Source organism: Streptomyces chrestomyceticus JCM 4735 (assembly GCF_003865135.1).
GTDB classification, from domain to species: domain Bacteria; phylum Actinomycetota; class Actinomycetes; order Streptomycetales; family Streptomycetaceae; genus Streptomyces; species Streptomyces chrestomyceticus.
This window is the reverse complement of record NZ_BHZC01000001.1, coordinates 5,458,395-5,482,457: the sequence shown is the minus strand read 5'-3', so window position 1 is coordinate 5,482,457 and position 24,063 is coordinate 5,458,395. Positions and strand designations below refer to the sequence as shown.

The 24,063-nt window shown below is 71.8% G+C and carries 21 protein-coding genes and 2 pseudogenes; 9 read left to right on the top strand and 14 right to left on the bottom strand.

The features are described from left to right. Positions 1 to 52 precede the first annotated feature (52 nt). Positions 53 to 1,327, top strand: coding sequence for a L,D-transpeptidase (locus EJG53_RS23800; protein WP_125046468.1), 1,275 nt, complete (start codon positions 53 to 55; stop codon positions 1,325 to 1,327). A 62-nt stretch (positions 1,328 to 1,389) separates the two neighbouring features. Here EJG53_RS23800 and EJG53_RS23795 read toward each other — a convergent pair whose 3' ends face one another. The 4 genes from EJG53_RS23795 to EJG53_RS23780 all read right to left on the bottom strand — a co-directional run bounded on the left by EJG53_RS23795 (position 1,390) and on the right by EJG53_RS23780 (position 6,511). Further along, complete coding sequence (locus EJG53_RS23795) at positions 1,390 to 3,411, bottom strand: PTS fructose transporter subunit IIABC (protein WP_125046467.1); 2,022 nt, start codon at positions 3,409 to 3,411, stop codon at positions 1,390 to 1,392. A gap of 96 nt (positions 3,412 to 3,507) precedes the next feature. Continuing rightward, entirely contained in the window at positions 3,508 to 4,455 is a 948-nt protein-coding gene (pfkB, locus tag EJG53_RS23790) for a 1-phosphofructokinase (RefSeq protein ID WP_125046466.1), read from the bottom strand. Continuing rightward, complete coding sequence (locus tag EJG53_RS23785; RefSeq protein WP_125046465.1) at positions 4,452 to 5,222, bottom strand: DeoR/GlpR family DNA-binding transcription regulator; 771 nt, start codon at positions 5,220 to 5,222, stop codon at positions 4,452 to 4,454. The genes pfkB and EJG53_RS23785 overlap by 4 nt, the downstream gene beginning before the upstream one ends. Positions 5,223 to 5,509: 287 nt before the next feature. Next, positions 5,510 to 6,511 carry a sigma-70 family RNA polymerase sigma factor gene (locus tag EJG53_RS23780; RefSeq protein ID WP_031008728.1) on the bottom strand — a complete coding sequence of 334 codons (1,002 nt, stop codon included), beginning with the start codon at positions 6,509 to 6,511 and terminating at the stop codon, positions 5,510 to 5,512. Positions 6,512 to 6,685: 174 nt separating this feature from the next. Between EJG53_RS23780 and EJG53_RS23775 the strand changes: the two genes are divergently transcribed. Both EJG53_RS23775 and EJG53_RS23770 read left to right on the top strand, forming a co-directional pair. Next, on the top strand, positions 6,686 to 7,207 hold the full coding sequence (locus tag EJG53_RS23775; protein WP_125046464.1) for a GNAT family N-acetyltransferase: 522 nt from the start codon (positions 6,686 to 6,688) through the stop codon (positions 7,205 to 7,207). 103 nt (positions 7,208 to 7,310) lie between these two features. After that, a complete protein-coding gene (locus EJG53_RS23770) occupies positions 7,311 to 7,892 on the top strand; it encodes a hypothetical protein (protein ID WP_174856446.1) in 582 nt (193 codons plus the stop codon). An 85-nt stretch (positions 7,893 to 7,977) separates the two neighbouring features. Here the strand turns inward: EJG53_RS23770 and EJG53_RS23765 are convergent, their stop codons facing one another. Next, a complete protein-coding gene (locus EJG53_RS23765; protein WP_244955296.1) occupies positions 7,978 to 8,541 on the bottom strand; it encodes a pyridoxamine 5'-phosphate oxidase family protein in 564 nt (187 codons plus the stop codon). Positions 8,542 to 8,689: 148 nt separating this feature from the next. Between EJG53_RS23765 and EJG53_RS23760 the strand changes: the two genes are divergently transcribed. Both EJG53_RS23760 and EJG53_RS23755 read left to right on the top strand, forming a co-directional pair. After that, positions 8,690 to 9,745: a questin oxidase family protein gene (locus EJG53_RS23760; RefSeq protein ID WP_125046463.1), complete on the top strand. Its 1,056-nt coding sequence runs from the start codon at positions 8,690 to 8,692 to the stop codon at positions 9,743 to 9,745. Between the two features lie 143 nt (positions 9,746 to 9,888). Further along, positions 9,889 to 10,385 (top strand): annotated as a pseudogene (locus tag EJG53_RS23755) (MarR family winged helix-turn-helix transcriptional regulator). A gap of 136 nt (positions 10,386 to 10,521) precedes the next feature. On the opposite strand, the gene EJG53_RS23750 reads toward EJG53_RS23755, so the two are convergent. Together EJG53_RS23750 and EJG53_RS23745 are read right to left on the bottom strand one after the other, a co-directional pair. Then, on the bottom strand, positions 10,522 to 12,057 hold the full coding sequence (locus EJG53_RS23750) for an MFS transporter (RefSeq protein ID WP_125046462.1): 1,536 nt from the start codon (positions 12,055 to 12,057) through the stop codon (positions 10,522 to 10,524). 396 nt (positions 12,058 to 12,453) lie between these two features. Further along, a complete protein-coding gene (locus EJG53_RS23745) occupies positions 12,454 to 13,122 on the bottom strand; it encodes a TetR/AcrR family transcriptional regulator (protein WP_125046461.1) in 669 nt (222 codons plus the stop codon). Between the two features lie 259 nt (positions 13,123 to 13,381). On the opposite strand from EJG53_RS23745, the gene EJG53_RS23740 reads away from it, so the two are divergent. Then, positions 13,382 to 14,038 carry a rhomboid-like protein gene (locus tag EJG53_RS23740; RefSeq protein WP_125046460.1) on the top strand — a complete coding sequence of 219 codons (657 nt, stop codon included), beginning with the start codon at positions 13,382 to 13,384 and terminating at the stop codon, positions 14,036 to 14,038. Between the two features lie 118 nt (positions 14,039 to 14,156). Here the strand turns inward: EJG53_RS23740 and EJG53_RS23730 are convergent, their stop codons facing one another. After that, the gene (locus tag EJG53_RS23730) at positions 14,157 to 14,969 is read right to left on the bottom strand and encodes a helix-turn-helix domain-containing protein (protein ID WP_125046458.1); all 813 of its coding nucleotides are present in this window, start codon (positions 14,967 to 14,969) and stop codon (positions 14,157 to 14,159) included. Positions 14,970 to 15,088: 119 nt separating this feature from the next. Next, positions 15,089 to 15,739, bottom strand: a complete 651-nt coding sequence (locus EJG53_RS23725) for a TetR family transcriptional regulator (RefSeq protein WP_125046457.1) — start codon at positions 15,737 to 15,739, stop codon at positions 15,089 to 15,091. A 91-nt stretch (positions 15,740 to 15,830) separates the two neighbouring features. Here EJG53_RS23725 and EJG53_RS41195 point away from each other — a divergent pair, with 91 nt between their 5' ends. Both EJG53_RS41195 and EJG53_RS23720 read left to right on the top strand, forming a co-directional pair. Further along, entirely contained in the window at positions 15,831 to 16,004 is a 174-nt protein-coding gene (locus EJG53_RS41195; RefSeq protein WP_167515157.1) for a hypothetical protein, read from the top strand. Further along, complete coding sequence (locus EJG53_RS23720) at positions 16,001 to 16,369, top strand: hypothetical protein (protein WP_125046456.1); 369 nt, start codon at positions 16,001 to 16,003, stop codon at positions 16,367 to 16,369. The genes EJG53_RS41195 and EJG53_RS23720 overlap by 4 nt, the downstream gene beginning before the upstream one ends. Before the next feature lie 42 nt (positions 16,370 to 16,411). Here the strand turns inward: EJG53_RS23720 and EJG53_RS44285 are convergent. The 3 genes and pseudogenes from EJG53_RS44285 to EJG53_RS23700 all read right to left on the bottom strand — a co-directional run bounded on the left by EJG53_RS44285 (position 16,412) and on the right by EJG53_RS23700 (position 20,119). Further along, positions 16,412 to 17,712 (bottom strand): annotated as a pseudogene (locus tag EJG53_RS44285) (IS701 family transposase). Between the two features lie 466 nt (positions 17,713 to 18,178). Further along, positions 18,179 to 19,144 (bottom strand): aminoglycoside phosphotransferase family protein, encoded by a 966-nt coding sequence (locus EJG53_RS23705; protein WP_244955295.1) that lies wholly within the window; start codon positions 19,142 to 19,144, stop codon positions 18,179 to 18,181. A gap of 105 nt (positions 19,145 to 19,249) precedes the next feature. Further along, a complete protein-coding gene (locus EJG53_RS23700; RefSeq protein ID WP_125046453.1) occupies positions 19,250 to 20,119 on the bottom strand; it encodes a TetR/AcrR family transcriptional regulator in 870 nt (289 codons plus the stop codon). A 437-nt stretch (positions 20,120 to 20,556) separates the two neighbouring features. Between EJG53_RS23700 and EJG53_RS42695 the strand changes: the two genes are divergently transcribed. Beyond that, a complete protein-coding gene (locus tag EJG53_RS42695; RefSeq protein ID WP_435844692.1) occupies positions 20,557 to 22,176 on the top strand; it encodes an IS701 family transposase in 1,620 nt (539 codons plus the stop codon). Positions 22,177 to 22,290: 114 nt separating this feature from the next. On the opposite strand, the gene EJG53_RS23680 is transcribed toward EJG53_RS42695, so the two are convergent. Both EJG53_RS23680 and EJG53_RS23675 read right to left on the bottom strand, forming a co-directional pair. Further along, a complete protein-coding gene (locus EJG53_RS23680) occupies positions 22,291 to 23,391 on the bottom strand; it encodes an NAD-dependent epimerase/dehydratase family protein (protein ID WP_244955293.1) in 1,101 nt (366 codons plus the stop codon). A 37-nt stretch (positions 23,392 to 23,428) separates the two neighbouring features. Then, positions 23,429 to 24,043, bottom strand: coding sequence for a ScbR family autoregulator-binding transcription factor (locus EJG53_RS23675; protein ID WP_125049543.1), 615 nt, complete (start codon positions 24,041 to 24,043; stop codon positions 23,429 to 23,431). Positions 24,044 to 24,063 lie beyond the last annotated feature (20 nt).

Here is a 24,063-nt window from a genome sequence, read left to right as displayed (position 1 = left end):
CCAAACCCGCCCGTAGTTGCTGTTTACCAGCACTGACTGACAACACCCTTGCATGGAGCAGCCCGTGACAATGCCGGACAACACCGCGCCGCCCGCACCGTCCCGCGCCAAGCGCCGGCTGCGTCGCGGTCTTGCGGCGGCCTCCCTCCTGACCGCCGGGGCCCTGGCCCTGTCCGCGTGCGGCGGTGACGCCTCGGCGGGCGGCAACGACGGCAAGGGGCAGGCGGGCGCGGACGCCGCGGCCGCCAAGGACGCCTCCGAGGCGAAGATCACGGTCACCTCGAAGAACGGCGCCACCGACGCCAGCATCAACGACACCGGGGTGAAGGTCAGCGGCGGCAAGCTGACCGACGTGAAGCTGGTGCAGGCGGACAACGGGGCGGCGGTCAAGGGCGCGATATCCGCCGACGGTTCGTCCTGGAAGCCGTCGGCGCAACTGGAGCGCGGGACGAAGTACAAGCTGGTGGCCAACGCCAAGGACGGCAAGGACCGGCCCGCCACCGAGAACGTCACCTTCACCACCGTCTCGTCGAAGAACAGCTTCATCGGCTCCTACACGCCCGACGGCGGCAAGACCGTCGGCGTGGGCATGCCGGTGTCCTTCACCTTCGACAAGGCGATCAGCAACAAGAAGGACGTCCAGTCGCACATCACGGTGACCTCCAGCAGCGGCCAGAAGGTGGTCGGTCACTGGTTCGGCGCCCAGCGGCTCGACTTCCGCCCGGAGCAGTACTGGAAGGCCGGGTCCAAGGTCACGCTGAAGATCGACCTGGACGGGGTCAAGGGCGGCCAGGGCATCACCGGTGTGCAGTCCAAGACGGTGTCCTTCACCGTCGGCCGCTCCCAGGTCTCGACCGTCGACATGAACACCCAGACCATGACGGTGGTCCGGGACGGCAAGACGGTCAAGTCGATACCGATCTCCGGCGGCAGCGCGAAGAACCCGACGTACAACGGCCAGATGGTCATCTCGGAGAAGTTCACGCAGACCCGCATGGACGGCTCGACGGTCGGCTTCGGCGGTGAGTACGACATCAAGGACGTCCCGCACGCGATGCGGCTGTCCAGCTCCGGCACGTTCATCCACGGCAACTACTGGGGCAGCCCGTCGATCTTCGGCAGGGCCGGCACCAGCCACGGCTGCGTCGGCCTCCAGGACAACCGGGGCGGCGGTGGCGACACCCCCGGCAAGTGGTTCTTCGAGAACTCGCTGATCGGTGACGTCGTGGTCGTCAAGAACTCCCCCGACAAGACCGTGAAGCCGGACAACGGCCTCAACGGCTGGAACATGTCGTGGAGCGAGTGGCAGGCGGGCAGCGCGGGCTGATTCCGCGTACGTACCAGTGACGGTGGCCGGTCCCCTCGGGGGACCGGCCGTCGTCGTTTCGCTCAGACCGCCACCGGGGTGTTTTCGGCGGGCGCCTGGGCCGGACCGGCCGCCACCTCGGGCGCGGCCGGCTTGCGCAGGCCCTTCAGGAGGATCACCAAGGCCGCGGTGACCGCCGTACCGGCCAGCACGGCCACCAGGTAGAGCAGCGGCTGCCCGATCAGCGGCACCACGAAGACACCGCCGTGCGGGGCCCGGAGCGTGCAGCCGAACGCCATCGACAGGGCGCCGGTCACCGCGCCGCCCGCCATCGCGGACGGGATGACGCGCAGCGGGTCGGCCGCCGCGAACGGGATCGCGCCCTCGGTGATGAACGACGCGCCCAGGACCCAGGCGGCCTTCCCGTTCTCCCGCTCGGTACGGGTGAACAGCTTGCCGCGTACGGTCGTGGCCAGCGCCATCGCCAGCGGCGGCACCATGCCGGCCGCCATCGCCGCGGCCATCACCTTCAGGCTGCCGTCGTTGGGGTTGGCGAGGCCGCCCACGGCGAACGCGTACGCCACCTTGTTGAGCGGGCCGCCGAGGTCGAACGTCATCATCAGCCCGAGGATGACGCCCAGGATGACGGCGTTGGCGCCGGACAGCCCGCTCAGCCAGTCGGTCAGCGCCTTCTGGAGCGCGGCGATCGGCTTGCCGACCACCAGGAACATCAGGAAGCCGACGACCGCCGACGAGAGCAGCGGGATGACGACGACCGGCATGATCCCGCGCAGCGCGGGCGGCACCGCGACTCGCTGGACCGCCATCACCACCGCGCCCGCGATCAGACCGGCGATCAGTCCGCCGAGGAACCCCGCGTTGACGGTCAGGGCGATCGCGCCGCCGACGAAGCCCGGCACCAGACCCGGCCGGTCGGCCATGCCGTACGCGATGAAGCCCGCCAGCACGGGGACGAGGAAGCCGAACGCGACGCCGCCGATCTGGAAGAGCAGCGCCGCCCAGCTCGCGGCCTCGGTCCACACGAAGTGCTCGGCGACGGACGGCGCCTTGTCGATGCCGTACCCGCCGATCGCGAAGCCCAGGGCGATCAGCAGACCGCCCGCGGCGACGAACGGGACCATGTAGCTGACGCCGGTCATCAGCCACTTGCGCAGCCGCGTGGCGAAGCCGTCGCCCGCCTCGCCGTCGCGGTCCATGGGCGCGGAACCGGCCGCGGCGGGAGCGGTGGTGTCGCCGCGCGCGGCCTTCTCGCGTACCTCGGCGATCAGTTCGGCGGGCCGGTTGACGCCCGCCTTCACCCCGACGTCGACCGTCGGCTTCCCGGCGAACCGCGCCCGGTCCCGTACCTCCACGTCGTGCGCGAAGATCACGCCGTCCGCGGTGGCCACGACCTCCGGGTCCAGCCGCTCGAACCCGGCCGACCCCTGCGTCTCCACGACCAGTTCGACCCCGGCCTCCTTGCCCGCCTTGGCCAGCGCTTCGGCGGCCATGTAGGTGTGGGCGATGCCGGTGGGGCAGGAGGTGACGGCGACGATGCGGAAGGGGGCGGCGGGAGGAGACGTTTCCTCCGGGGCGGGGTCCGCCTCAGCGGTTGCCGCGGGTACGGACGCGGCCTCCGGTACGGCATCGGACGCGGCCTCCGGCTCGTCGCCCCGGATCAGCGCCGCTGCCGCCGCCGGATCGTCCGCCGCCCGCAGCGCCCCCGTGAACTCCTCGTCCATCAGGTGCCGGGCCAGCGTCGACAGGATCGACAGGTGGTCGGCGTCGCCGCCCGCCGGGGCCGCGATCAGGAAGACCAGGTCGGCGGGCCCGTCCGCCGCGCCGAAGTCGATCCCGGCGGCGCTGCGCCCGAAGGCGAGCGTCGGCTCGGTGACGTGCGCGCTGCGGCAGTGCGGTATGCCGATGCCGCCGTCCAGGCCGGTCGGCATCTGGGCCTCGCGCGCGGCCACGTCGGCGAGGAAGCCCGCCAGGTCGGTGACCCGGCCGAGCGCGGCCATCCGCTCGGCCAGCGACCGCGCGGCCGCTTCCTTGGTCTCGGCGGACAGGTCGAGATCGACCAGTTCCGCGGTGATCAGCTCACTCATCGCGGGCTCCTTCGCTCGCATCAAGTCCCAGCACATCCAGCCCGTCCGGCAATTGAGGACGAGCGGAGCGACAACACGTGAGCCGGTCCGGGGCGCTCATCCCACCGGTTCCCGCAGCTCCAGCCCCACCGGCACGGGGGCGCCCACCAGAACCGCCGAAGGATCGAGATCCTTCGGTGTCGGCATGGCACTGCCGGGCAACTGCACGGCGGCCGCCCCGTAGGCCACGGCCGAGGTCAGCGCCCGTACGCCCGTACCGCCCGCCGCCAGGAATCCGGCCAGCGACGCGTCCCCCGCGCCGACGTTGCTGCGTACGGTCGCGACCGGCGCGGAGGCGAAGTGCTCCCCGTCCGCGTCGACCAGAAGCTGCCCGTCCGCGCCGAGGGAGGCGAGCACCGCGCCCGCACCCAGGGCGCGCAGTTCCCGTGCGGCCTCGACGGCGTCACCGACGGTGCGCAGCGGCCGGCCGACCGCCTGGGCCAGCTCCTCCGCGTTCGGCTTGACGACGTCCGGCCGGGCCCGCAGCGCGGCGGTCAGCGACGGCCCGGAGGTGTCCAGTGCGATCCGGGCCCCGGCGCGGTGCACCTGGGCGACCAGCTCCGCGTACCAGGAGGGGGCCAGGCCGCGCGGCAGGCTGCCGCAGCAGGCGATCCAGTCCGCGCCGGCCGAGCGGGTCCGTACGGTGTCCAGCAGCGCCCGCGACTCGTCCGCCGTCAGTTCGGGGCCCGTCGCGTTGATCTTCGTGAGGGTGCCGTCCGGTTCGACGGCGGAGATGTTCGAACGGGTCTGACCGGCCACCGGCACGCCCGCGACCTCGATGCCCTCCGCCGCCAGCAGATCGCCCAGCGCGTCGCCCGCCGGTCCGCCGAGCGGCAGGACGGCGAGGGTGCGGTGCCCGGCGGCGGCCACGGCGCGGGAGACGTTGACGCCCTTGCCGCCCGGGTCGATCCGGTCCGCTGTGGCCCGCAGCACGGCGCCGCGCTCCAGCGCCGGGATCTCGTACGTCCGGTCCAGGCTGGGGTTGGGGGTGACGGTGAGGATCATGCGCGCACTACTTCCGTGCCCGCGCGCTCGATGGCGAGGGCGTCGTCGGGGCTGAGCCCGGTGTCGGTGACGAGCAGGTCCACGTCGTCCAGTCCGCCGAAGCGGGCGAAGTGCACCTGCCCGAACTTGCTGCTGTCCGCGACGAGCACGACCCGCCGCGCGGCGGCGACCGCCGCCCGCTTCACGGCCGCCTCGGCGAGGTCGGGGGTGGTCAGGCCGCCCTCCAGGGAGAAGCCGTTGGTCGCCAGGAACACCACGTCCGCGTTGATCTCGCGGTAGGCGCGCAGCGCCCACTCGTCGACCGCGGCCCGCGTGCGGTGCCGGATGCGGCCGCCGACGAGGTGGAGGGTCAGGCCCGGGTGGTCGGCCAGCCGGGCGGCGACCGGGAGCGCGTGCGTGACGACGGTCAGCTCGGCCTCCAGCGGCAGCTCGGCGGCGATCCGGGCGGCCGTGGTGCCCGCGTCGAGGATCACGCTGCCGGGCGCGGACCCGCCGGGCAGTTCCGCGAGGGCGGCCCGCGCGATGCGCTGCTTCTCGTCGGCGGCGACGGTGTCCCGTTCGGCGAGGTCCGGCTCGAAGTCCAGGCGTCCGGCGGGGATGGCGCCGCCGTGCACCCGGCGGACCAGGCCGGCCCGGTCCAGGGCCTTCAGGTCCCGGCGTACGGTCTCGGCGGTGACCTGGAACTCCTCGGCGAGCGAGAGGACGTCGACCCGTCCGCTCTCCCGCGCGAGGCGCAGGATCTCCTGCTGCCGCTCCGCTGCGTACATGTGACTTCGCGCCTGCCTCGTGCCCGACTGTGTGGTTTCAGGCCAAAGGTACGTCCGGGCGGACGGGAAGTAAACACATCCGGGCAGACAACAAAAGCAAACGGGCATGAGTGGGCAGCAAAGAGCCCCGGCGCCGAGGGGGGGTTCGGCACCGGGGCTCGTCTATGGGGGAAGGGGTCGGATCGGGCGCAGGCTGCCGCCCCACACCGGGTCAGGCCACCGCTGACCAGCAGGAGCAACGCCATCGGCGTTCGACCACCGGGCCGCGGGCAGCGGCCCCGCGGCCACTACGCCGCCGCGTCGAACCCCGTGTCACGCGCCATCCGCTTGAGCTCCAGCAGCGCGTGCTTCTCTATCTGCCGGATGCGCTCGCGCGTCAGGCCGTGCTGCTTGCCGACCTCGGTGAGGGTCCGCTCGCGGCCGTCCTCGATGCCGTACCGCGCCTTGATGATCGAGGCCGTACGGTGGTCGAGCCGGTCGATCAGGTCCTCCAGCTCCTCACTGCGCAGCAGCGTCAGGACGGACTGCTCGGGCGAGGCCGCGGAGGTGTCCTCCAGCAGGTCGCCGAACTGGGTGTCGCCCTCGTCGTCCACGGACATGTTCAGGCTGACCGGGTCGCGGGCCCAGTCCAGGACGTCCGTGACGCGCTCGGGCGTGGAGCCCAGCTCCTGGGCGACCTCGGCGGGCTCCGGGTCGCGGCCGTTCTCCCGGTTGAACTCGCGCTGCACGCGGCGGATGCGGCCCAGCTCCTCCACGAGGTGGACGGGGAGCCGGATGGTGCGCGACTGGTCCGCGATGGAGCGGGTGATGGCCTGGCGGATCCACCACGTAGCGTACGTGGAGAACTTGAAGCCCTTCGCGTAGTCGAACTTCTCGACCGCGCGGACCAGACCCGCGTTGCCCTCCTGGATCAGGTCGAGCAGGGGCAGACCGGCGCGCGGGTAGCGGCGGGCGACCGCTACGACCAGGCGCAGGTTGGAGCGGATGAAGATGTCCTTGGCCTTCTCGGCCTCTTCGGCCAGCGCTTCGAGCTCCTCGCGGGTGCCGCCGGCGGCGTTGCCGTCTTCGACGGTCCCGTCGAGGATCTGCCGGGCGTAGACGCCCGCCTCGATGGTCTGGGACAGCTCGACCTCCCTGGCGGCGTCGAGCAGGGGTGTTCGCGCGATCTCGTCGAGGTACATGCCGACCAGGTCGCGGTCGGCGATCTCCCCGCCTACGGCGCGAACACTGTTGGCCCCGTCAGCACCGCTGCTGGTGGCCTGACGTCGGGCGACGGCACGGGTTGCCATGCGTGTGCTCCCTTTGCGATGAGTCGGTCGCGGGATGGTGGCGGTGGGACACCGGGTGCGAGACCCGAGTACCCCTTCCGAAGGAAACAACGGCTGGAATCCGGACAGAATTCCCCTGCCGAGCACCTATTTTCGTGATCATGCAGTACCCTGCATCCCCACCAAGGAGGTCGGATGTCTCCGGAGTACCGGGAAGTGCAGGTCAGGGCGGCAACCGAGACCGACCTCGGCAGCCTCACGGACCTCTACAACCACTACGTCCGTGAGACGCCCATCACCTTCGACACGGAGCCGTTCACCCCCGAGCAGCGCCGCTCGTGGTTGCTCTCCCACCCTGAAGACGGCCCGCACCGTCTTCTGGTTGCCCGGGACCGGACCTGCCGGAGTCTGTTGGGTTATGTGACCAGTACGCCTTTCCGGATCAAGCCCGCCTATGCCACCTCGGTGGAGGTGAGTGTCTACTGCGCGCGCGAGGCCGTCGGACGCGGCGTCGGCACACTGCTGTACAAGGCGCTCTTCGAGGCGCTGGCGGACGAGGACGTGCACCGCGCGTACGCGGGCATCGCCCTGCCCAACGAGGCGTCGGTCCGGCTGCACACCCGTTTCGGCTTCCGGCACGTCGGTACGTACGGCGAGGTCGGCCGCAAGTTCGGCCGCTACTGGGACGTCGCCTGGTACGAGAAGCACCTGGACTGAGCGGGCCTACGGCCCGGCGACAGGCCGGAACCGGCCCCTCCGGTTGACGGTGGCGAGGCCCGGGTGTCGCCTGGAAGACGGGGGCGACTGAGAGGAGCCCGTCATGGAGACACCCGTCCACCGGCACGGCGCCACCGCGGACCCGCAGTCCGGGGCCACGGCCCGGTCCCAGGCCGCATCGCACGAGAACGCACCCGGCTCCGCCTCCGAGCGGGGCTCCGGCTCCAAGCGGCGCGGCATGTCCACCACCGCGCTGACCCTGCCCGTCGCCGCCGCGGCCCTCTACGGTCTGTGGACCGCCTTCGTCGACCGCACCAGCGGCTCCTCACTGGGCCACGCCTGGCTGCTGGGCCTGATCGCGGCCGTCGTCAGCGGCGTGCTCGGGCTGGCGCTGGTGAGCGTCCAGTCGACGCTGATCACCGAGGTACGGGCACTGGCGTACGGGGCGCTCTTCGGCACCGCGATGGGCTACCTGTACAGCATCTCCCACACGACCGGACCGTCCATCCTGGAGTCGGTGCGAATGGGGCTGGTCCTGGGCGCGGTGATGTTCGTCGTCTCCTTGTACATCTTCCGCACCCACCGCACCCGCGAGCCCCACGGCGAACACCGGCCCCGTGGGACGGGGATGACGCATCGGTCCCAGGGAGCGCACCGGACACACCAGCCGCATCCGACCCGCTGAGAGGCGAACTCCGTGTGACTCCGTCCGGCTCCGTACGGCTGCACCCGGCTCCGTACGGTTCCGTCCGGGCGACCACGCAGGCGTCCTACGCGGACGCGACGGTGACCTCGGGCGGCTCGGCGCCGTTCCCCCGCCGGATGACACGCAGGGGGCCGCCGGGCCGCCAGGTCTCCAGCACGATGTCCGGGTCCTCGACATACGTACGGACCACCTCGGTCAGCTCCGCCCGGAACAGGTGGAACGGTTCCGGCGGCTTCGTCGCGTCCGCGTAGCGCGCGAGCACCGCCGGGTCGGTCACCTCCACGGCCCGGCCGGCGACCCGTACGTCACCGCCCGCCATGTCCGTCCCCGGCCCCGGGTTGGCGTGCAGTTCGAACCGCGGATCGCGCCGCAGGTCCAGCGCCTTGCGGGAGTTGGCCATCATGCCCAGCCTCAGTTCACCGGACCGGAAGTCCGCCTCGATGCCGCTGAGGCGCGGTGAGCCGTCGGCGCGCAGCGTCCCGAGGACGTGATGCCGGTACGCCGCGAAGCGCGCCTCCACCTGTTCCGCCAACTCCGGCTGCGCGGCCAGGAATCCCGCCCAGCCCGCGCCACGGGCCGTCCGGCCTGGGCGGTCGCCGCTGCTCGTGCCTGTCTTGTCGCTCGTCATGCGCCCACCGTCCCTTCCATACCCGACATCTCCTGTCCGGTATGGGGGGCGAGGTGGCGACCGCACCCGGCCTTACGACCATCGCCGTACAGCGGCGTAGGACCGGCGTCCGTTACGGAGGCCCGGCACCCCGCCTAGCCTCGACGCCATGGACTTAAGCAGCGGCATTCTCGACGAGGCCCTGGAGCGCCTGCACAGCTCGGGCCCTGAATTCGAGGGGTTTCTCGCCAATCACGGGCCGATGGCGGTGGAGGCCCTGGTCCGGCACGGGCAGGCGGACTCCGTCCACCGCTGGCTCGATCAGTACGCGACGAAGCTGGAGGAGGTCCCGAGTCCGCAGGAGGCGATCTCGGACGCCGACTGGCAGGCGGCGCTGGGAGATCCGCGCCGGGTCACCGACTGGACCACGTACTTCTCCCGGCTGGTCGCCGAGCGCCCGTGGCGGGACGTGCTCGCCGAGTGGTGGCCACGGCTGCTGCCCGGCATCGCCGGTGCCGCGACGCATCCCGTCATCCGGGTGGGGCATGTCGTACGGACGCTCCTGGAGGACGGCGAGGAGGCGCCTCGGCTCGCGGAGCTGGCGCATGCGCTCGGTTACTGGGCGGCGCGCCACACCACGCTGCCCGTCGCCGTGAACCCCGCCGGCACCGCCTCCCCCGACGAGGCGCTGGCCGCCCTTCCGCGCATCGCCGACCAGCAGGTTCTGCCGCTCGACGGCCTGGCCCAGCTCCCCGGTACGCCGGGCTGGACGGCCGCGGCGGATGCGCTGCGCGTGCCGTACGGGGACCCGGAGGCCGTCCGCGAGCAGTTGGCCGCGCTCGTCCGGGCCGCCGTGCACCGCTATCTCGACCGCGGGCACGGCAACGGCATCCTGATGGTGCACACCGCCACCGCCCCGAACGCCGTGCTGCGCACCCTGCCCGCGCTCCCCCGCGAGCTGTGGGCGGTGTCGCTCGGCGCGGCCTGGGCGGCGAGTGCCGCGATCACTTCGGTGTACGGGGCCGCCGAGGCGCTGCCGCCGCTGACGGGGGCCGGGACGCTCGACCCGGAGGACGTGTTCGAGCGTTCCGCCCGGCACGGCGACGAGCACGTCATCAAGATGACCGACACGGCGTTGGACGTGGCGGCCTCGGCCGTGGACGGTGACGACCGGGCGCTGGCCGCCGCCGTGCGCGCCCAGCGGCTGATTTCCGCCGTTTCCTGAACGGATTGCCTCGGGTTGCGGCTGTTCCAGAGCGTTCCTGAAAAAACCGGCGCCCCCTGGACAACGGCTCACCTGCGCATTTCTCGCCTGTCACCCTTAGTTAAAACTTCAAGAAATGGCGGAGCGGTGAGACAGTGGATGGTATGAGCACCGAACCCGCAGGTGAGCCTCGCTGGCTCAGCGACGAAGAGCAGTACGCCTGGCAGTCGTACCTGCACGCCACCACGCTCCTGGAGGACCACCTCGACCGCCAGCTCCAGCGTGACGCAGGCATGCCGCACGTCTATTACGGGCTGCTCGTCCAGCTCTCCCAGGCCCCCCGGCGCCGGTTGCGGATGACCGAACTGGCCCAGAACGCCAAGATCACCCGTTCCCGGCTCTCGCACGCCGTGGCCCGCCTGGAGAAGAGCGGCTGGGTCCGGCGCGAGAACTGCCCCTCCGACAAGCGCGGCCAGAACGCCGTCCTCACCGACGAGGGACTGCGCGTCCTGGAGAAGGCCGCCCCGGCCATGTCGCCGCCGTACGGGCGGCGATATTCGACCGGCTCAGCCCCGAACAGGTCGGCCAGTTGGCCGCCATCTGCCGCACGGTGGCGGACGGCCTGCAACCGCAAGGCGCCGACCTGCCCTGGCTCCGCTGAGAGACGGGAGCAGAGGGGGCAGGCCGGCGCCCGAGGGTTCGGAGCCACCCGCAGTACGGGCCTGTGGCCGGTCACCGACCGGCCACAGGCCCGTACGCGCACGCTCAGTGCCTCAGCACCTCAGTGCCTCAGCGCCTCAGTGCGCCATGACCGGAATCGGCACGTCCGCCTCCGCGTCGGCGCCCTCGGCCGTGTCCGCGCCGTCCCCGGAGCGGGCGACCGGTCCGCTGCCGCCCTGGTGGCCGGTGGTGACCATGGTGAAGGCGAGGACCGCCGCGACGGCCAGGATGCCGACCGCCCACCAGATGGCGGCGGTGTAGCCGTGCACCATCGACTCCAGCTTGAGCAGGTCCACCGAGGGCGTGCTCTTGGCGTGGGAGGTGGCGTACGCGGTGGTGGCGCTGGCCGCGATGGTGTTCAGCAGGGCCGTGCCGATCGCGCCGCCCACCTGCTGCGAGGTGTTGACCATCGCCGAGGCGACACCCGCGTCACGCGCCTGGACGCCGTGCGTGGCCAGCGACATGGCGGGCATGAAGGCGGTGCCCATGCCGAGGCCGAGCAGCAGGAAGGCGGGCAGGATCAGCGCCGGGTAGGACGTGTCCAGGTCGATCCCGGTCAGCAGGAACATGCCGACGGCGGCGAGCAGGAAGCCCGGGGCCATCAGCAGCCGCGGCCGGACGCGGGTCATCAGCCGGGCACCGATCTGCGTCGAGCCGGTGATCATGCCGACGATCATCGGAAGGAAGGCCAGACCGGTCGTGACCGGCGTGTATCCCTTCACGATCTGCATGTAGTAGGTCAGGAACAGGAACAGACCGAACATGCCGATGACGGCCAGACCCAGCGACGTGTAGACGCCGGCCCGGTTGCGGTCGGTGAGCACCCGCAGCGGCAGCAGCGGGGACTTGACCTTCGACTCGACGAGCACGAACGCGCCGAGCAGTACGGCGGCGGCCACGAACAGGCCGATGGTCATCCCGGCGCCCCAGCCGTCGGACTCGGCGCGCGTGAAGCCGTACACCAGGGAGACCAGGCCGAGGGTGGCCAGGATGACGCCGGGCACGTCCAGCTTGGACGGGTTGCGGCTGCCCGCGGGCTCGCGGATCACCAGCAGCGCGCCGACGGCCGCGATCACGGCGAACGGGATGTTGACGAAGAAGGTCCAGCGCCAGTTCATGTACTCGGTGAGCACACCGCCGAGGATCAGGCCCACGGCACCGCCACCACCGGCGATGGCGCCGAAGATGCCGAACGCCTTGGCCCGCTCGCGCGCCTCGGTGAACGTCACCGCGAGCAGCGACAGCGCCGACGGCGCCAGCAGCGCGCCGAAGACACCCTGGAGGGCACGGGCGCCGAGCAGGACGCCCTCGTTGGACGCGGCGCCGCCGAGGGCCGAGGCCAGCGCGAAGCCGACCAGGCCGATGATGAAGGTCCGCTTGCGGCCCCACAGGTCGGCGACCCGCCCGCCGAACAGCAGCAGACCGCCGAACGCGAGCGCGTACGCCGTGATGACCCACTGCCGGTTCGCGTCGGAGATGCCGAGGTCGGCCTGTGCGGAGGGCAGTGCGATGTTCACGATCGTCGCGTCGAGCACGACCATGAGCTGCGCCAGGGCGATGAATATGAGCGCTTTCCAGCGCCGGGGATCGACGTAGGTGGTCGAATCAGACATGGGTGGGTCCGCCTAGTGGTGCGTGAGCGTACGTGAGCGAAGAAGTCGGGACGTGGGCAGGGCGTGTCCGTCCGTGAACGCGTGGACGTCCGTGACGGCCCGTGACCGCGGTGCCGTGGTGTGGAAGAAACGTGTCGGAGTGGTGTTGATCGGGTGTTCAGTACGTGTTGATCACATGTTGATCGCTTGCGTGTACGGCTACGGGTGCGCCGGCGCCGCCGGTACGGGCGTGCGACGGTGCTCCGTACGGCAGGCCGGCACGGTGGATCGGCGCGCTGGATCTGTGCCGACGAACCCACCGGCCTGTAGGTCGGTGACGGGTCGCCGGAAGTTCCCGGTGCGTCCGGAAGCCCCCGTGTGGTGTGCGGTGAGTGCCGCCTCCGGGCCGTCGGCCCCTCAGCCGTGCCGGAGGTCCTCCAGCGTGGCCGCCGCCCCGGGCAGTTCCGAACGCGCGGGCGCCCGCAGACCGTCCAGGAACAGCACCAGGTGCCGGTACACGAACCGATCGAAGTTCGTACAACCGCTTCCGGGCAGCGGCCGCGTAAGTTGGGTGAGCGCGACCATCAGGTCACCGACGGCGATGTCGGTACGCAGTTGGCCGCTGTCGCGTGCGGCGCCCATCAGGGCCTCGACGGCCCCCTCCAGGCGCTCACGCGCTGCGAGCAGGTCGGGGTGGTCCTTGTCGACGCCGTCCGAGAGCAGCGGGCACAGGGCACCGATCCGCTCCTCGACCGCGGCGAAGACGAAGCGCCTCAGCGCTTGGAAAGCATCGGGCTCCTCGGCGAGCGCACTCTCCGCCTTGTCCGCGGTGCGGTCCATGACGGAGAGCGTGACGTGGTGGATCAACTCCAGGCGATCCGGGAAGTGACGGTAGAGCGTCGCATTGCCGACCCCGGCCCGTCGAGCGATTTCGTCGAGCGGGATCTCCGCCCCGAACTCGACCATCGCCTCACGGGCCGCGCCGATGATCCGCTCCCTGTTGCGCACGGCGTCCGCGCGCAGCCGGTGCGGCGGAGTCGCCGCGCAGGCGCCGGGGACGCGGGTGCGGGACCGGGTGGCGGTCATGTCGGCACGTTCCTCTCGTCGTGAGCAGAATTCGGGTTTCGCGAAGTGGGGAGTGACTCCCCGCTTCAGTCGGACACCGGGTTAAACGGGGATGCGCTCCCCGGTTATTTCGGCCATCGCTGTGTCCTGCGCCACATCCCTCCGTACGGACCCCGCACCGGCACGCCGGATCCCCCGCGGCCCGGCGGGGCGCGCACGAGCGCGCGGCATGGCGGACCACGTGCTGTGCACGGCGGATCGCGTGCCGTATACCTGCGCCATGACCGCTTCGTTCCGCCCGGCCGCCCCGTTCCGCGCGGTCCGGTCGTACGTGTGCCGGGCCCCCGGCACATTCATCTGGCTCGCGATCCTCTTCGTGACGTCGGTGATCGTGCGCCACCTGTCACCCGAGACACTGGACAGCGTCCTTCAGCGCCGCTCCACCAACATCCACAACCTGGTGCACACGCCCGGCCGGGTACTCCTCACCAGCGCGCTCTGGATCGACGGCGGCGGCTGGCTCCGCTACTTCGTGCTCTACAACGTCTTCCACGTCCCGGCCGAACGCTGGCTCGGCACCCGCCGCTGGCTGGCGGTCCTCGGGATCGCCCACATCGGCGCCACGTATCTGAGCGAGGGAATACTCGCCCTCGCCATCCACACGGGCGCGGCGCCGCACTCCGCCGTGGACACACTCGACGTCGGCGTCAGCTACGCGCTGGCCGGCGTCGTCGCCGTCCTGACGTACCGCATCCCCTGGCGCCCGGTGCGCTACGTATACGCCGCAGGCGTCCTCGTCTTCTACGCGATCCCCCTTTTCGACAACCTCACCTTCACCGACATCGGCCACTTCAGCGCCGCGCTGCTGGGGCTGGCGTGTTACCCCCTCACACCGAGGAGGAAGTCACTCCAGGCCGCCGACCCGAACGTGAGCTGAAAACTCTGCGGGCCTCGGGAATCCCGGACGTGAATGGCGACGGGGGTCATGGATATCTCGACGCACTCCGCGCCGTCGTCATTGCTGTAGGTGCTCGTGAGCCACACCCGGCCGTCGTTCACAGCTCCGCCTCCAGCTTTTCGATGAACCGAGCCGAGTCCTCGGCGTCCATGGCCATCTGGAGAAGCATCTCGTACCTCTGACCGATTTGGCCGACCCTCTCGGGATCCGCGCACAACACGCCCCCCAGGTGACCCTCTTCGTAGACGATTCGCTCGCAATCCGGCGTCGTCAGCACGATGAAAGAACCGAAGAGCGCGGGGCTGGCACCGTTTCTGTGGAGCAGGACCTGGAGGGTCACGTTACGCCGCTCCCCCGCTTCGAGCAGCCGGTGCAACTGCTCCTTGTGCTCCTTTCCCGTGACCACGGACTGCCGCAGCACGGCTTCGCCGATGACGAAGCTGAACGTCCGGGTTTCCTCGTCCAGCAAGGGCTGACGCTCCAAGCGGATCCTGACGCGCTGCTCGATCGTCTCCCGATCCGCCGGTGGCCAGCGACCTTCCAGGAGTTTCCGCGCATACTCCTCGGTTTGGAGCAGACCGGGAATCAGTTGCGTCTGGTACGAGTTGATGGCGATGGCATCGGCCTCGTACCGCATGTACTCGGCGGAGTACAACGGGAATTTCTCCGGCTGCAGGTACACATCACCCGCCGTCAGCATCCCGCGCGCCCCGCACATCTCGTCCGCCACCCGCAGCAGTTGAAGCGTCGGCCTGCGTCGGCCCTGCTCCATCGACTTCACGTACTCGGCCGAATATCCGGCCTCCTCCGCCAATTCCTCCCGACTGACCTCCGATCGCGCCCGCCACAGCTTGATCTGATTGCCGCAGTACCGCCATGCGACCGGTGGATTGGCATTCTCGTCCGACATCGCGCCCGCCTCCCGCTACTCGCGTAGTTGACCCACGGCAAACGCTAGACCCACCCACTGACAATCGCGCCAAATGGCTTAACTGCGCCACCATTTGGTCGCCGACGAACAAACGGCGATCAGGAACCGGCATCGCGCCAATGCCTACGCCCCACGTCGATGAGACGTAGCTGCCTCCTCGCCGTACCCGCGACCGCGCGCCACCGCTCCGTGTCCTGGTCACCCCCGTCCCGTACGTCCAGGAACGCGGAGGCCGTCATTACCAGCCGGTCCACGTACAGCTCCGCCAGCATCCGTACGTCCTCGTCGCTCCAGCCGTCCGACACCGGCTGGGACTTGAGCGCCGCGGCGACCTCCGTCGCAAACCGGTCCAGTTCACCGGCTATCGCCTGCCGTACGGCCCGTACGCCGCCGTGCCGTTCGCGGGCGATGAAGCGGACGTGCGCGGGCTGTTCGCGTACGTACCGTTCGACGACCGCCACCGTGTGGTCGATCCGCTCCTCCGCGCCGGCCTGTTCGGCGAGCACCGCGCGGACGGTCGCGTGCAGGCTGCTCAACGACTCCTGGACCAGGGCGACTCCGAGTTCGCCCAGGTCACGGAAGTGCCGGTAGAAGGCGGTGGGGGCGACGCCGACCACCCGCGTCACCTCGCGCAACCCCAGGCTGCTCAGACTCTGTTCCTCCAGCAGCCCGAGTGCCGCGTCGAGCAGGGCTTGCCGCGTGCGCTGCTTCTGGGCCTGCCGGACGCCGCCGGCCTCGCTGTGACTCATGCCATCCAGTAAACAACTGTGCTCTGAGTTTCTCCACCCCTACAGTGGGAACCTGAGTGAACAACTGTCCTCCAGAATGGAAAGGCAGATCATGCTCTTCCTTGTCGCAGCCCTCCTCCTGCTGGGGATTCTGGTGGGTACCGCGGCACACCTCCCGGTCCCCGTCACGATCATCGCGGCAGTGGCCATCAGTTGCTGGCTGCTCGTCTTCTTCATCCGCGAGCGCCGCCACCACTCCGACAAGACCGAGGGAGCATCCCGATGACCACCCTCACCCCCGACCACGACACCGAGACCCGGCACGACACCGACACCCGGCACGGCACGGGCGCCGGCGCCGCCACCGAGCCGGACGCCAAGTCCCCCGCCGCACCGGCGAAGCGCGGTGCGCCGCGCGGGCAGGCCGACGGCATGGCCGTGGCCGCGTTCGTCCTCGGCCTCGTCGGCACCCTGGTCGCCAACGTCGTCCTCGGCCCGTGCGCCCTCGTACTCGGAGCGCTGGCCCTGGCCCGCAACACCACCCGACGCTTCCGCGCCGTCCTGGGCATGGCCCTCGGCGCCGTCGACCTGATCATCCTGGCGACGCTGGCCACCGCCGACGGCACCCTGAGCTGGACGATCGGCGGCTGACACCGCCTCGCTCCGCCCCGGCCCGCGGCACGCGACCGCCCGTCACCCCGCGAGGGAGAGGGGCGGTCCGCCCGTGCGCTCCCGGGAGGCGGCGGACGGTTGCGCGGGAACGTGGCCGTACGGGCGCGGGAGCGCGTGCAGCCGCTGGTGCGGGCCGCGTTCCGCCCGTACGGCGTCGAGCGCGGTGAGCGACTGGACGGCGTACGCGGCAGAGGCCAGCGTCATGTGCCGGTGCCAGCCCTCGTACGACCGGCCCTCGAAGTCCCGCAGCCCCGTACGGCCGCCGATGCGGACGCTGTCCCGCGCCACGTACGCGGCGGTTCTCGTGAACTGGTGCAGATCGACCGGCGACCGCCGGGTCGGCGTCGTCAGCCAGAAGTCCGCGCGGGGGCCCGCCCCGTGGCGCCCGTCGCGGCCCTCGCGCCCTTCGGGGTCCTCGTACCGCTGCGCGTAGAGCATCAGCTCACCCGCCTCGCCGCTCGCGCCACCCTCACCGCCCACGCCCGGCCGCACCGGCACGACCCGGGCCAGCACCGCCCGCACTCCGGGGGCCACGTCGTGGACCTGGAGGCCCAGGCGTTCCGGCGCGGCCAGGACGCGCTGCGCCGGAAGGGCGCCGCGGCGCGTCGGCCGCCCGCTGCGGTCCAGCAGTTGGAGCGGGAGGGAGCCGGGCGTACGGGCCATGACGGGCAGCCCGAGTGGGGCCAGGGCGCTCAGCACCTCCCCGCGTGGCGCATCTGGCTGTCCCAGACGACGGGGGCGGCGGCTCCGGGTGCGGCGTTCGCGGCCCGCCGCACCAGTTCGAGGATCTGGGGCACGCCGTCGTCGTCGGGGGCGGGGAGACCGGTGGCCGGCGGCTGGAGGTGCAGGCGCCAGTCGACGGGGACGTTGAGGGACTGGCCCGCGTACCAGAGCCCGTACGCGAGCTGGCCGTTGACCAACTGTCCGGTGGCGGGGACGAAGTGGCGGTGGACGCCGACCGAGTTCGTGCCGGACTTGGGGATCAGCATCGGGCGGACGACCCACGAGCGCGGCCGGGTGAGGGCGAGGAGGTAGTCGGCGAGGGCTTCGCGGACGGTGCGCCAGTTCCACGGGGCGTTGCAGACGAAGTGGTGCAGGCGCTGGGCCGCGCCGGTGTCGTCCAGCGTCCGGGCGATGTTGCGGATGGACTTGCGGCCGGGGGCGGTCAGCAGCCCGCGCAGGTACTGCTCGCCCTTGAGGTGGTGGTCCGCCCGGTTGAAGGAGACGAAGAGGTGCCTGCACAGGTCCTCGACCCACGCCTCCTGGGTGCTGGTCGGCCGCCCGGGGAGGTACGGCGGAACGGCGGTGGGGGATGCGGGCACGGACAAGGGACTGGCCCCCGGGGAGACGGGACGGGTGTGCGGGTGACAGCAGGACAATAAAGAATGTTCGCTATGTTTCTCGCCCTGTCGGGCGGATCGCGTACGACTTCACGAAGTTGCCGAGGGGGGCGGGGCGGGGGCGGCGGCATGGGGCTGAAGTGGCCCGCCAGAGGCGCGTGGCGGGCGCCTCAGGGCTACGGACGGTCCGCGGAGCGGGGCGGGGGCGAGGCCGTACGTCCCCGGCCGGGCGGGATTCCGAGCGGCCCTCCGTCCGGGTTTCCGTACGGAATTTCTGGTACCGCGTGGGCGAGGACGAGCTTGGGCAGCGGGGCGGCCGGGAGCACCCGAAGCCGGTCGGTACGGCGAACAGCGCGACCGGCCGGACGAGATGCCGTCGCGACCGGTGACCAGCGTCGCACCGGTCGGCGCCCGTCCTCCCCCGGTGGCGCCGCCCCGCGCTGTCCCCTCAGTCCCGCAGGCCCCCGGCGAACGGCAGCGTCCGCCAGTGCTCGATGGCGGGCTTCAGCGCCTCCGCCAGCATGGGCAACCGCGGCACGAGCGCGAGGCACGCCACCACCCGGATCATGCCCACCGCGTCGACGAAGCGCAGGGCGCGTGCGTCGAGTTGCCGCAGGCCGTGCCGACGCGCGGCTTCGTCGTACGCGGCCGCGCATTCGGGGCCGAGGGTCGCCATGTCCCACTCGGCAGGTCCGAACGTGGTCAGCTCGAAATCGGAGTACAGCGCGCCACCCTTGGCGGCGACGATGTTGACGGCGGGCGCGTCCCCGTGGATCGGCTGGAAATCGACGCCGGGGAACTCCGCCTCGAACGCCGCACGCGAAGCCACCAAGGGCTCCAGGACCGCCCACTCCCGCCGCGCACGGTCGAGATCGGCCGGATCGATGAGGTCGGTGTGCCCTTCGAGGGCGGCCAGCGCCTCCGTCGCGAACCTCGGTTCGGCGGCCGACAGGAACGGCAGCTCGCCCGGGTAGGCGCGCAGGGCGGCGTGCAGGTCGGCCGTCAGGCGGGAGTTGCGTACGTAGTCGGGCTCCCGGCCCTCGCCCTCCTCGTGCTCCACGAACTGCCAGAACGTCATCGAGAAACCGTCGCGCCGCACGGGCTCCCGGGGCACGAGCGGGCTCGGCGGGATCACCGGGACACCGCGCATCGCCAGCCAGGCCACCACGTCCAGTTCGAGACGCTGGCGCACCGCCTGGGTGGCGGCGTCGGCGTACGGCGGCAGGACGGTCGGCACCCGGACCACCACGGGTGAGGGGGCGAGGTGCACGACGACGGAGAACATGTCGTGCAGCACCGTCGGATCGGTCACCGTCAGGCCCAGTTCGCGCCCGGCGGTGACGGCCGCGTCCAGCGCGCGGGACGTGCGGGCGGCGAGCTGGTCGGGCGTCATGAACTCCGGCAGTCCTGGCATGGCGCCGATGGTGCCACGGCCGGTGGCGGGGCGCGACGGAATTGCCGATCACCTGGCGGGGGGCCGCGAGCGGGTGCCGTACGGCGTCGGGCGGTCGTACCGCCGTCACCGGGAGGCGGCGCGCACCCGGCCTTCGCCTGCCCGGCAGTCCCCCGGCCGGGGCTCGGGCAGCCGGTGTTCCGTCACACGGATGTCGGTCGGCCGGTGGTCGCCCGGCCGGTGGTCTCCCGTTCGGAGGTCGCTCGGTCGGTGGTCTCCCGCCCGGTGGTCGGCGCCGCGGTCGACGCCCGCCGGGTCCTCGCCGGGCAGCCGGGGCTCCGAGTACTCGCTGGTCGGCCGGGCCTCCGGGTACTCGTCACCGCCCACCAGGAGCGGCGGCCGCGCGCCGAGCACCAGGCCCCAGACGCGGTCCACGTGTTCCGTCGGGGACAGTCCGGACGCGACGCCGCGCGGCACGCCGGTGCGAGCCGCGAACTCCGCGCCGGTCACCACGGAGACCGCCGTGGCGGTGACCGCCTCCGCCGTCGTCCAGCCGGTGAAGTCCGGGCGGGCCCGCTCGACGAGCTCGCCGAGCGACGGCAGCCACATCGCGTACCAGGTGTCGCCGTCGTCCGGGAAGTCCCAGGCCAGGCGGGCGGCGGCCCGTACGGACGGTTCCTCTTCGAGCAGTCGCGCGAGGGTACGGGTGAAGGTGACGACCCGTCGTAACTCGCCGCGCGCGGCCGCCTTGGGGCTTCTGCTCGCCGTCATGAGGGAGGACAGCGCGGCGCAGGTCAGCGTGCAGCCGGACTCCCTGACCGCTTCGGCGAGCGCCGCCTTGGACGGAAAGTGGAACGTCAGGCCGCCGATCGTGACGTCCGCCGCGGTACTGATGCGGGACATCGAGGCACCCGCGTACCCCTTCTCGGCTATCTCGTCGGCGGCGGCCCGCAGCAGGGTCCGGCGCGTCCGCTCAGCTCGGTCCTGTCGCGCCATTGTCCCGCCTCGGTGATCGCCCTCGGTTGCCAACGTCGTACCGGTGACACCCAACCAGCCATGTTAGGGGCGGGTTTGACGGGGCGCACAGTCGCGGCGGCAGTTGGCAAAGACTTGATCAGTATGGGAACCGGCGGGCACCGCGGGCAGTCATTCATTCTCCTGGGGTGAGGCCGGGCCGGCCCCGAGGGGGCTGGGGGCTGCGGAAGCGGAATCCTGGGCGCGGCCCGTCCCCGTGCCCGCTCCCGGGCCCGCCCGCATTGATCGTTTCCCCGCCGCACGCCCGCAGTTCGGCCTCCGTCCGGCCGCGCCCGGAGGGCTCCTGGTACGACGAAAACAGCCCCGGACCTCGTGGGCTCGCAAAAAAAACGATCGTTCTTTATTCTTTGCTGGTCGGCGCCCGATTCACGGGATGACCACGGGAGGGAACGAACACCATGACGACAGAAACTGCGCATCCGGCGACCCGCACCCCCGCACACACCCTGGCCGCGTCCCTCTCTTCCAGCTCTTCCAGTCGCCCGATCGCAGTACGTAGTCTGTCCGACAAATCGGGTGTGCGCGACGTCTCGTCCGTCACCACCGACGCCCTTCCCGCCGGCTCCGGAAGGACCGCCCGCAACGGCCGCTCGGCCGCCCGCAACGGCGGCACCGGAAGGGCCCCGGCCGCCGGTCCGACCGGGCCTGCCGGACGAACCGGAACCACCCGCAGGGCAGGCCGTACCGAGGCCCCCGCCGCCCCCGCGCCCGCGCTCCGCGCCGCCGTGTCCGGCGCCTCCGCCGCCCCGGCCGGGACGTCCGGCCCGTGCGAGAAGTCCGTCCCGTCCGAGAAGTCTGAGGCGTGTGAGACGTTCGGATCGTTCGATGCCTTCGCGGACGACCTTTTCGGCCATCTTCCGCGCACCGATCAGCGGCGCTGGGCCCACGCGTACCTGCTGGCACTGCTGACCACCGAGGGCAAGAAGTCCGTACGCCGGCTGGCCGCCGCCGTCTCCGACTCGCCCACCGCGTCGCAGTCGCTCCACCAGTTCCTCAACGCCAGCCCCTGGGACTGGAACCCGGTACGCCGCGAACTCGTACGCCGGGCGGAGCAGCCCGCGGCACCCCGGGCGTGGATTCTCGCCCCGGCGGTGCTGCCCAAGCGCGGCGGGCACTCCGTGGGCGTGCACCGCCGCTTCGACTCCGCCGCCGGGCGGACCGTGAGCTGTCAGCTCGCCATGGGGATGTTCCTGCCGGTGGGGGAGGCGGCCACGGCTGCGGCGGTGTCGGTGTCCGCCGCTTCGGGGGCGCTGGGTCCGGGAGCGTCGGGTGCGGCGGCATCCGGGGCATCGGGTGCGGCGGGGGACTCCGGCGCATCCGCCGCCGGTGACTGCGGCGGCAGCGCGGCCGTGTCCGTCGACTGGCGGCTGTTCCTGCCGCCCCAGTGGGCCGAGGACCCCGAGCTGCTGCGCCGCAACCGCATACCCGCCTCGGAGACGAACCACCCCCGCCCGATGTGGGTGCACGCGCTCGACCTCGTGGAGGCGCAGGCCGCCCGCTCGACCTGCGCTCCGGCGCCGGTGGTGGCGGATCTGAGCGAGTACTCCGACTCCGTACGGCTCATCGAGGCGCTGGCCCGGCAGGGACGCGACTTCGTCATCGCCGTACCGTCCGCCACCGCGCTGGCCACCCCGGCGACGCCCGGCATGCCCGGTGACCCGGGCGCCCGCCCGCGCCTGCTGCAGTCCGCGCCCACGCCGGTACGCCTGCCCGGCTCGCACCACACCTACCGCGCCTTCACCGAGCCCGGACCGGCCGGTGTCCGGCCGTCCCGGATCTGGCTCACCAACATGGCGCACCGGCGCCTGGGCCAGCTCCTCGGCCTCGCCCGGCTGCACCAGCTCCCCACGGCCACGCTGCGCACCCTCGCGACGGACTTCGGACTGCACGACTTCGAGGGCCGCTCCTTCCCGGGCTGGCACCACCACATGACGCTGACCTCGGCGGCGCACGCGTATCGCGCGCTGGCGGAGGTGCCGGACGAGCAGACGCTTACGGCGGTGCGGTTCGTGTCCTGAGACGGTTCCTGGCCTGAGGGCGGGGGCCGGGGGCTGTTCGGGGCTGCTGCTCGGGGCGGACGTTCGGGGCCGGTTCGGGGGCCGGCCTGGGGACGGGTTCCGGGGCAGCCCGGTTCAGACCCGGGTCTGAAGATGGGAGCGGTACCAGTCGGCGGCTTCCGCGAGCCGTACGAGGGGGCCGGGGCCCGGGTCGCAGCCGGCCGCCGTCCACACCTCATCACTGCGGTACCAGTGATCGCTGGCCAGGAGGGCGAACTGCCGCGCGCTCACCCGGCCGGGGACGGCGGCGAGGCGCTCCAGGCAGGCGTCCCAGGAGAGGTCGGGGCCGCCTTGAGGTGAGGTGGCATACGGGTCCGGGAGGACACCGTGGCCGATCAGGGTGTCCATGAGGTCCCCGTTGCGTACGGGGGTGGGGTGACTCGCGTGGTACACGCCGCCGGGTACTCCCCCGGGCGCGAGGGCCAGCCGCACGAACAGGCGGGCCAGGTCCTCGACCGCCACGACGGAGAGCAGGCCACGCCCGCCGTCCCAGCGCGCCGGCACCCGGTGGAGCAGTTCGGCCAGCGCCGGCACCACCCACCGGTCGCCCGCGCCGAGCACCAGGCCCGGCCGCAGTACCGTGCCGCCCGCTTCCAGTACCGGGCGTTCGGCGGCCAGGCGGGTACGGCTGGCCGGGGAGACCGGCGCGGGTTCGACCTCGCCCACGCCCGGACCGGTGTGCGGCCCGGCCCCGTACACGGCGGCGGTGGAGAGCTGGACGATCCGGCCGACACCCGCCCGTACCGCCTCACCCACGAGGGCGGCGGTGCCCCGGACGTTGACGAGCTCGCAGCGTTCCGCGTCCCGGCCGATGTCGGAGGCGAGGTGCAGCAGGACGTCGGCGCCTTCGCAGATGCCGCGCAGGGAGGCGGGGTCGGCCAGGTCGGCGGCGCGCCATTCGACGGGGGCGGTCGGGTTCGGCTGCGGGGGCTGGTGGGGCTCTGGAAACCCGACCGGCTCCGGGGACCCGGCGGGCTCCGGCGGCTTGCGAGCCACGGCCCGGAGGCGGAGCGAGCGCGCCGAAACCGAATCCAGATTCGGAAAAGCGAGCAGTTCCCGTACCACCGCGGAGCCGATGAACCCGGACGCCCCGGTCACCACCACCCGCCGGGGAGCCGTCGCCGCCGCACCGTCCGCCACCTCGCCCAGCACGCCCTTCACCCCGCTCTTCGCCACGCCTTCCACCGTCACCGTACGCGGCCTCGCCCCGCCCTCAGACCGCAGCCCGCTTCTGTCGCACCGCGTCGTCGACCCGCTGTCTGACGGTCGGCGCGGCGACGCCCGGGAGGAGGTAGCGCCAGAGGGAAACCACGCGTTGGTGCAGGTCAGCGCGGCCGGTGGAGATCTGCGAGAAGAGCTGCGTACCGGTGTAGGCGCTCACCAGGACCCAGGCCAGCTCCTCCACGTTCACCTCGGGGAGCAGTTCGCCCTTCTCCCGCGCGGCACGGAGCTGGCCGCCGAACTGCTCGGCCCAGAGGCGGTACGCGGAGTCGTCCTGCACGCCGAACTCGCCCTGCTCGGCCGCGAGCCGCACGCCGGCCCGAAGGGTGGGGTTGGACTGCAGCTCCTCCGCCAGATACAGGGTGATGTCGACCAGGCGCTCAAGGCCGTCCTCTCCCGGCGGCAGCCGCAGGCCGTCGCTCTGCTCGACCATCACCGCCCTGGCCAGGGCTTCTTTGGACGGGAAGTGGAAATACATCCCGCCCTGGGTCACCCCGGCGCGCTTCATGATCTTGCTGATGCTGGCGCCGCTGAACCCGAACTCGTCGAAGACCTCGGCGGCAGCCCGGAGGATGACCTCCCGTGTCCTGACCGCGCGCTCCTGCATGGACAGCACCAGCTCCCTCG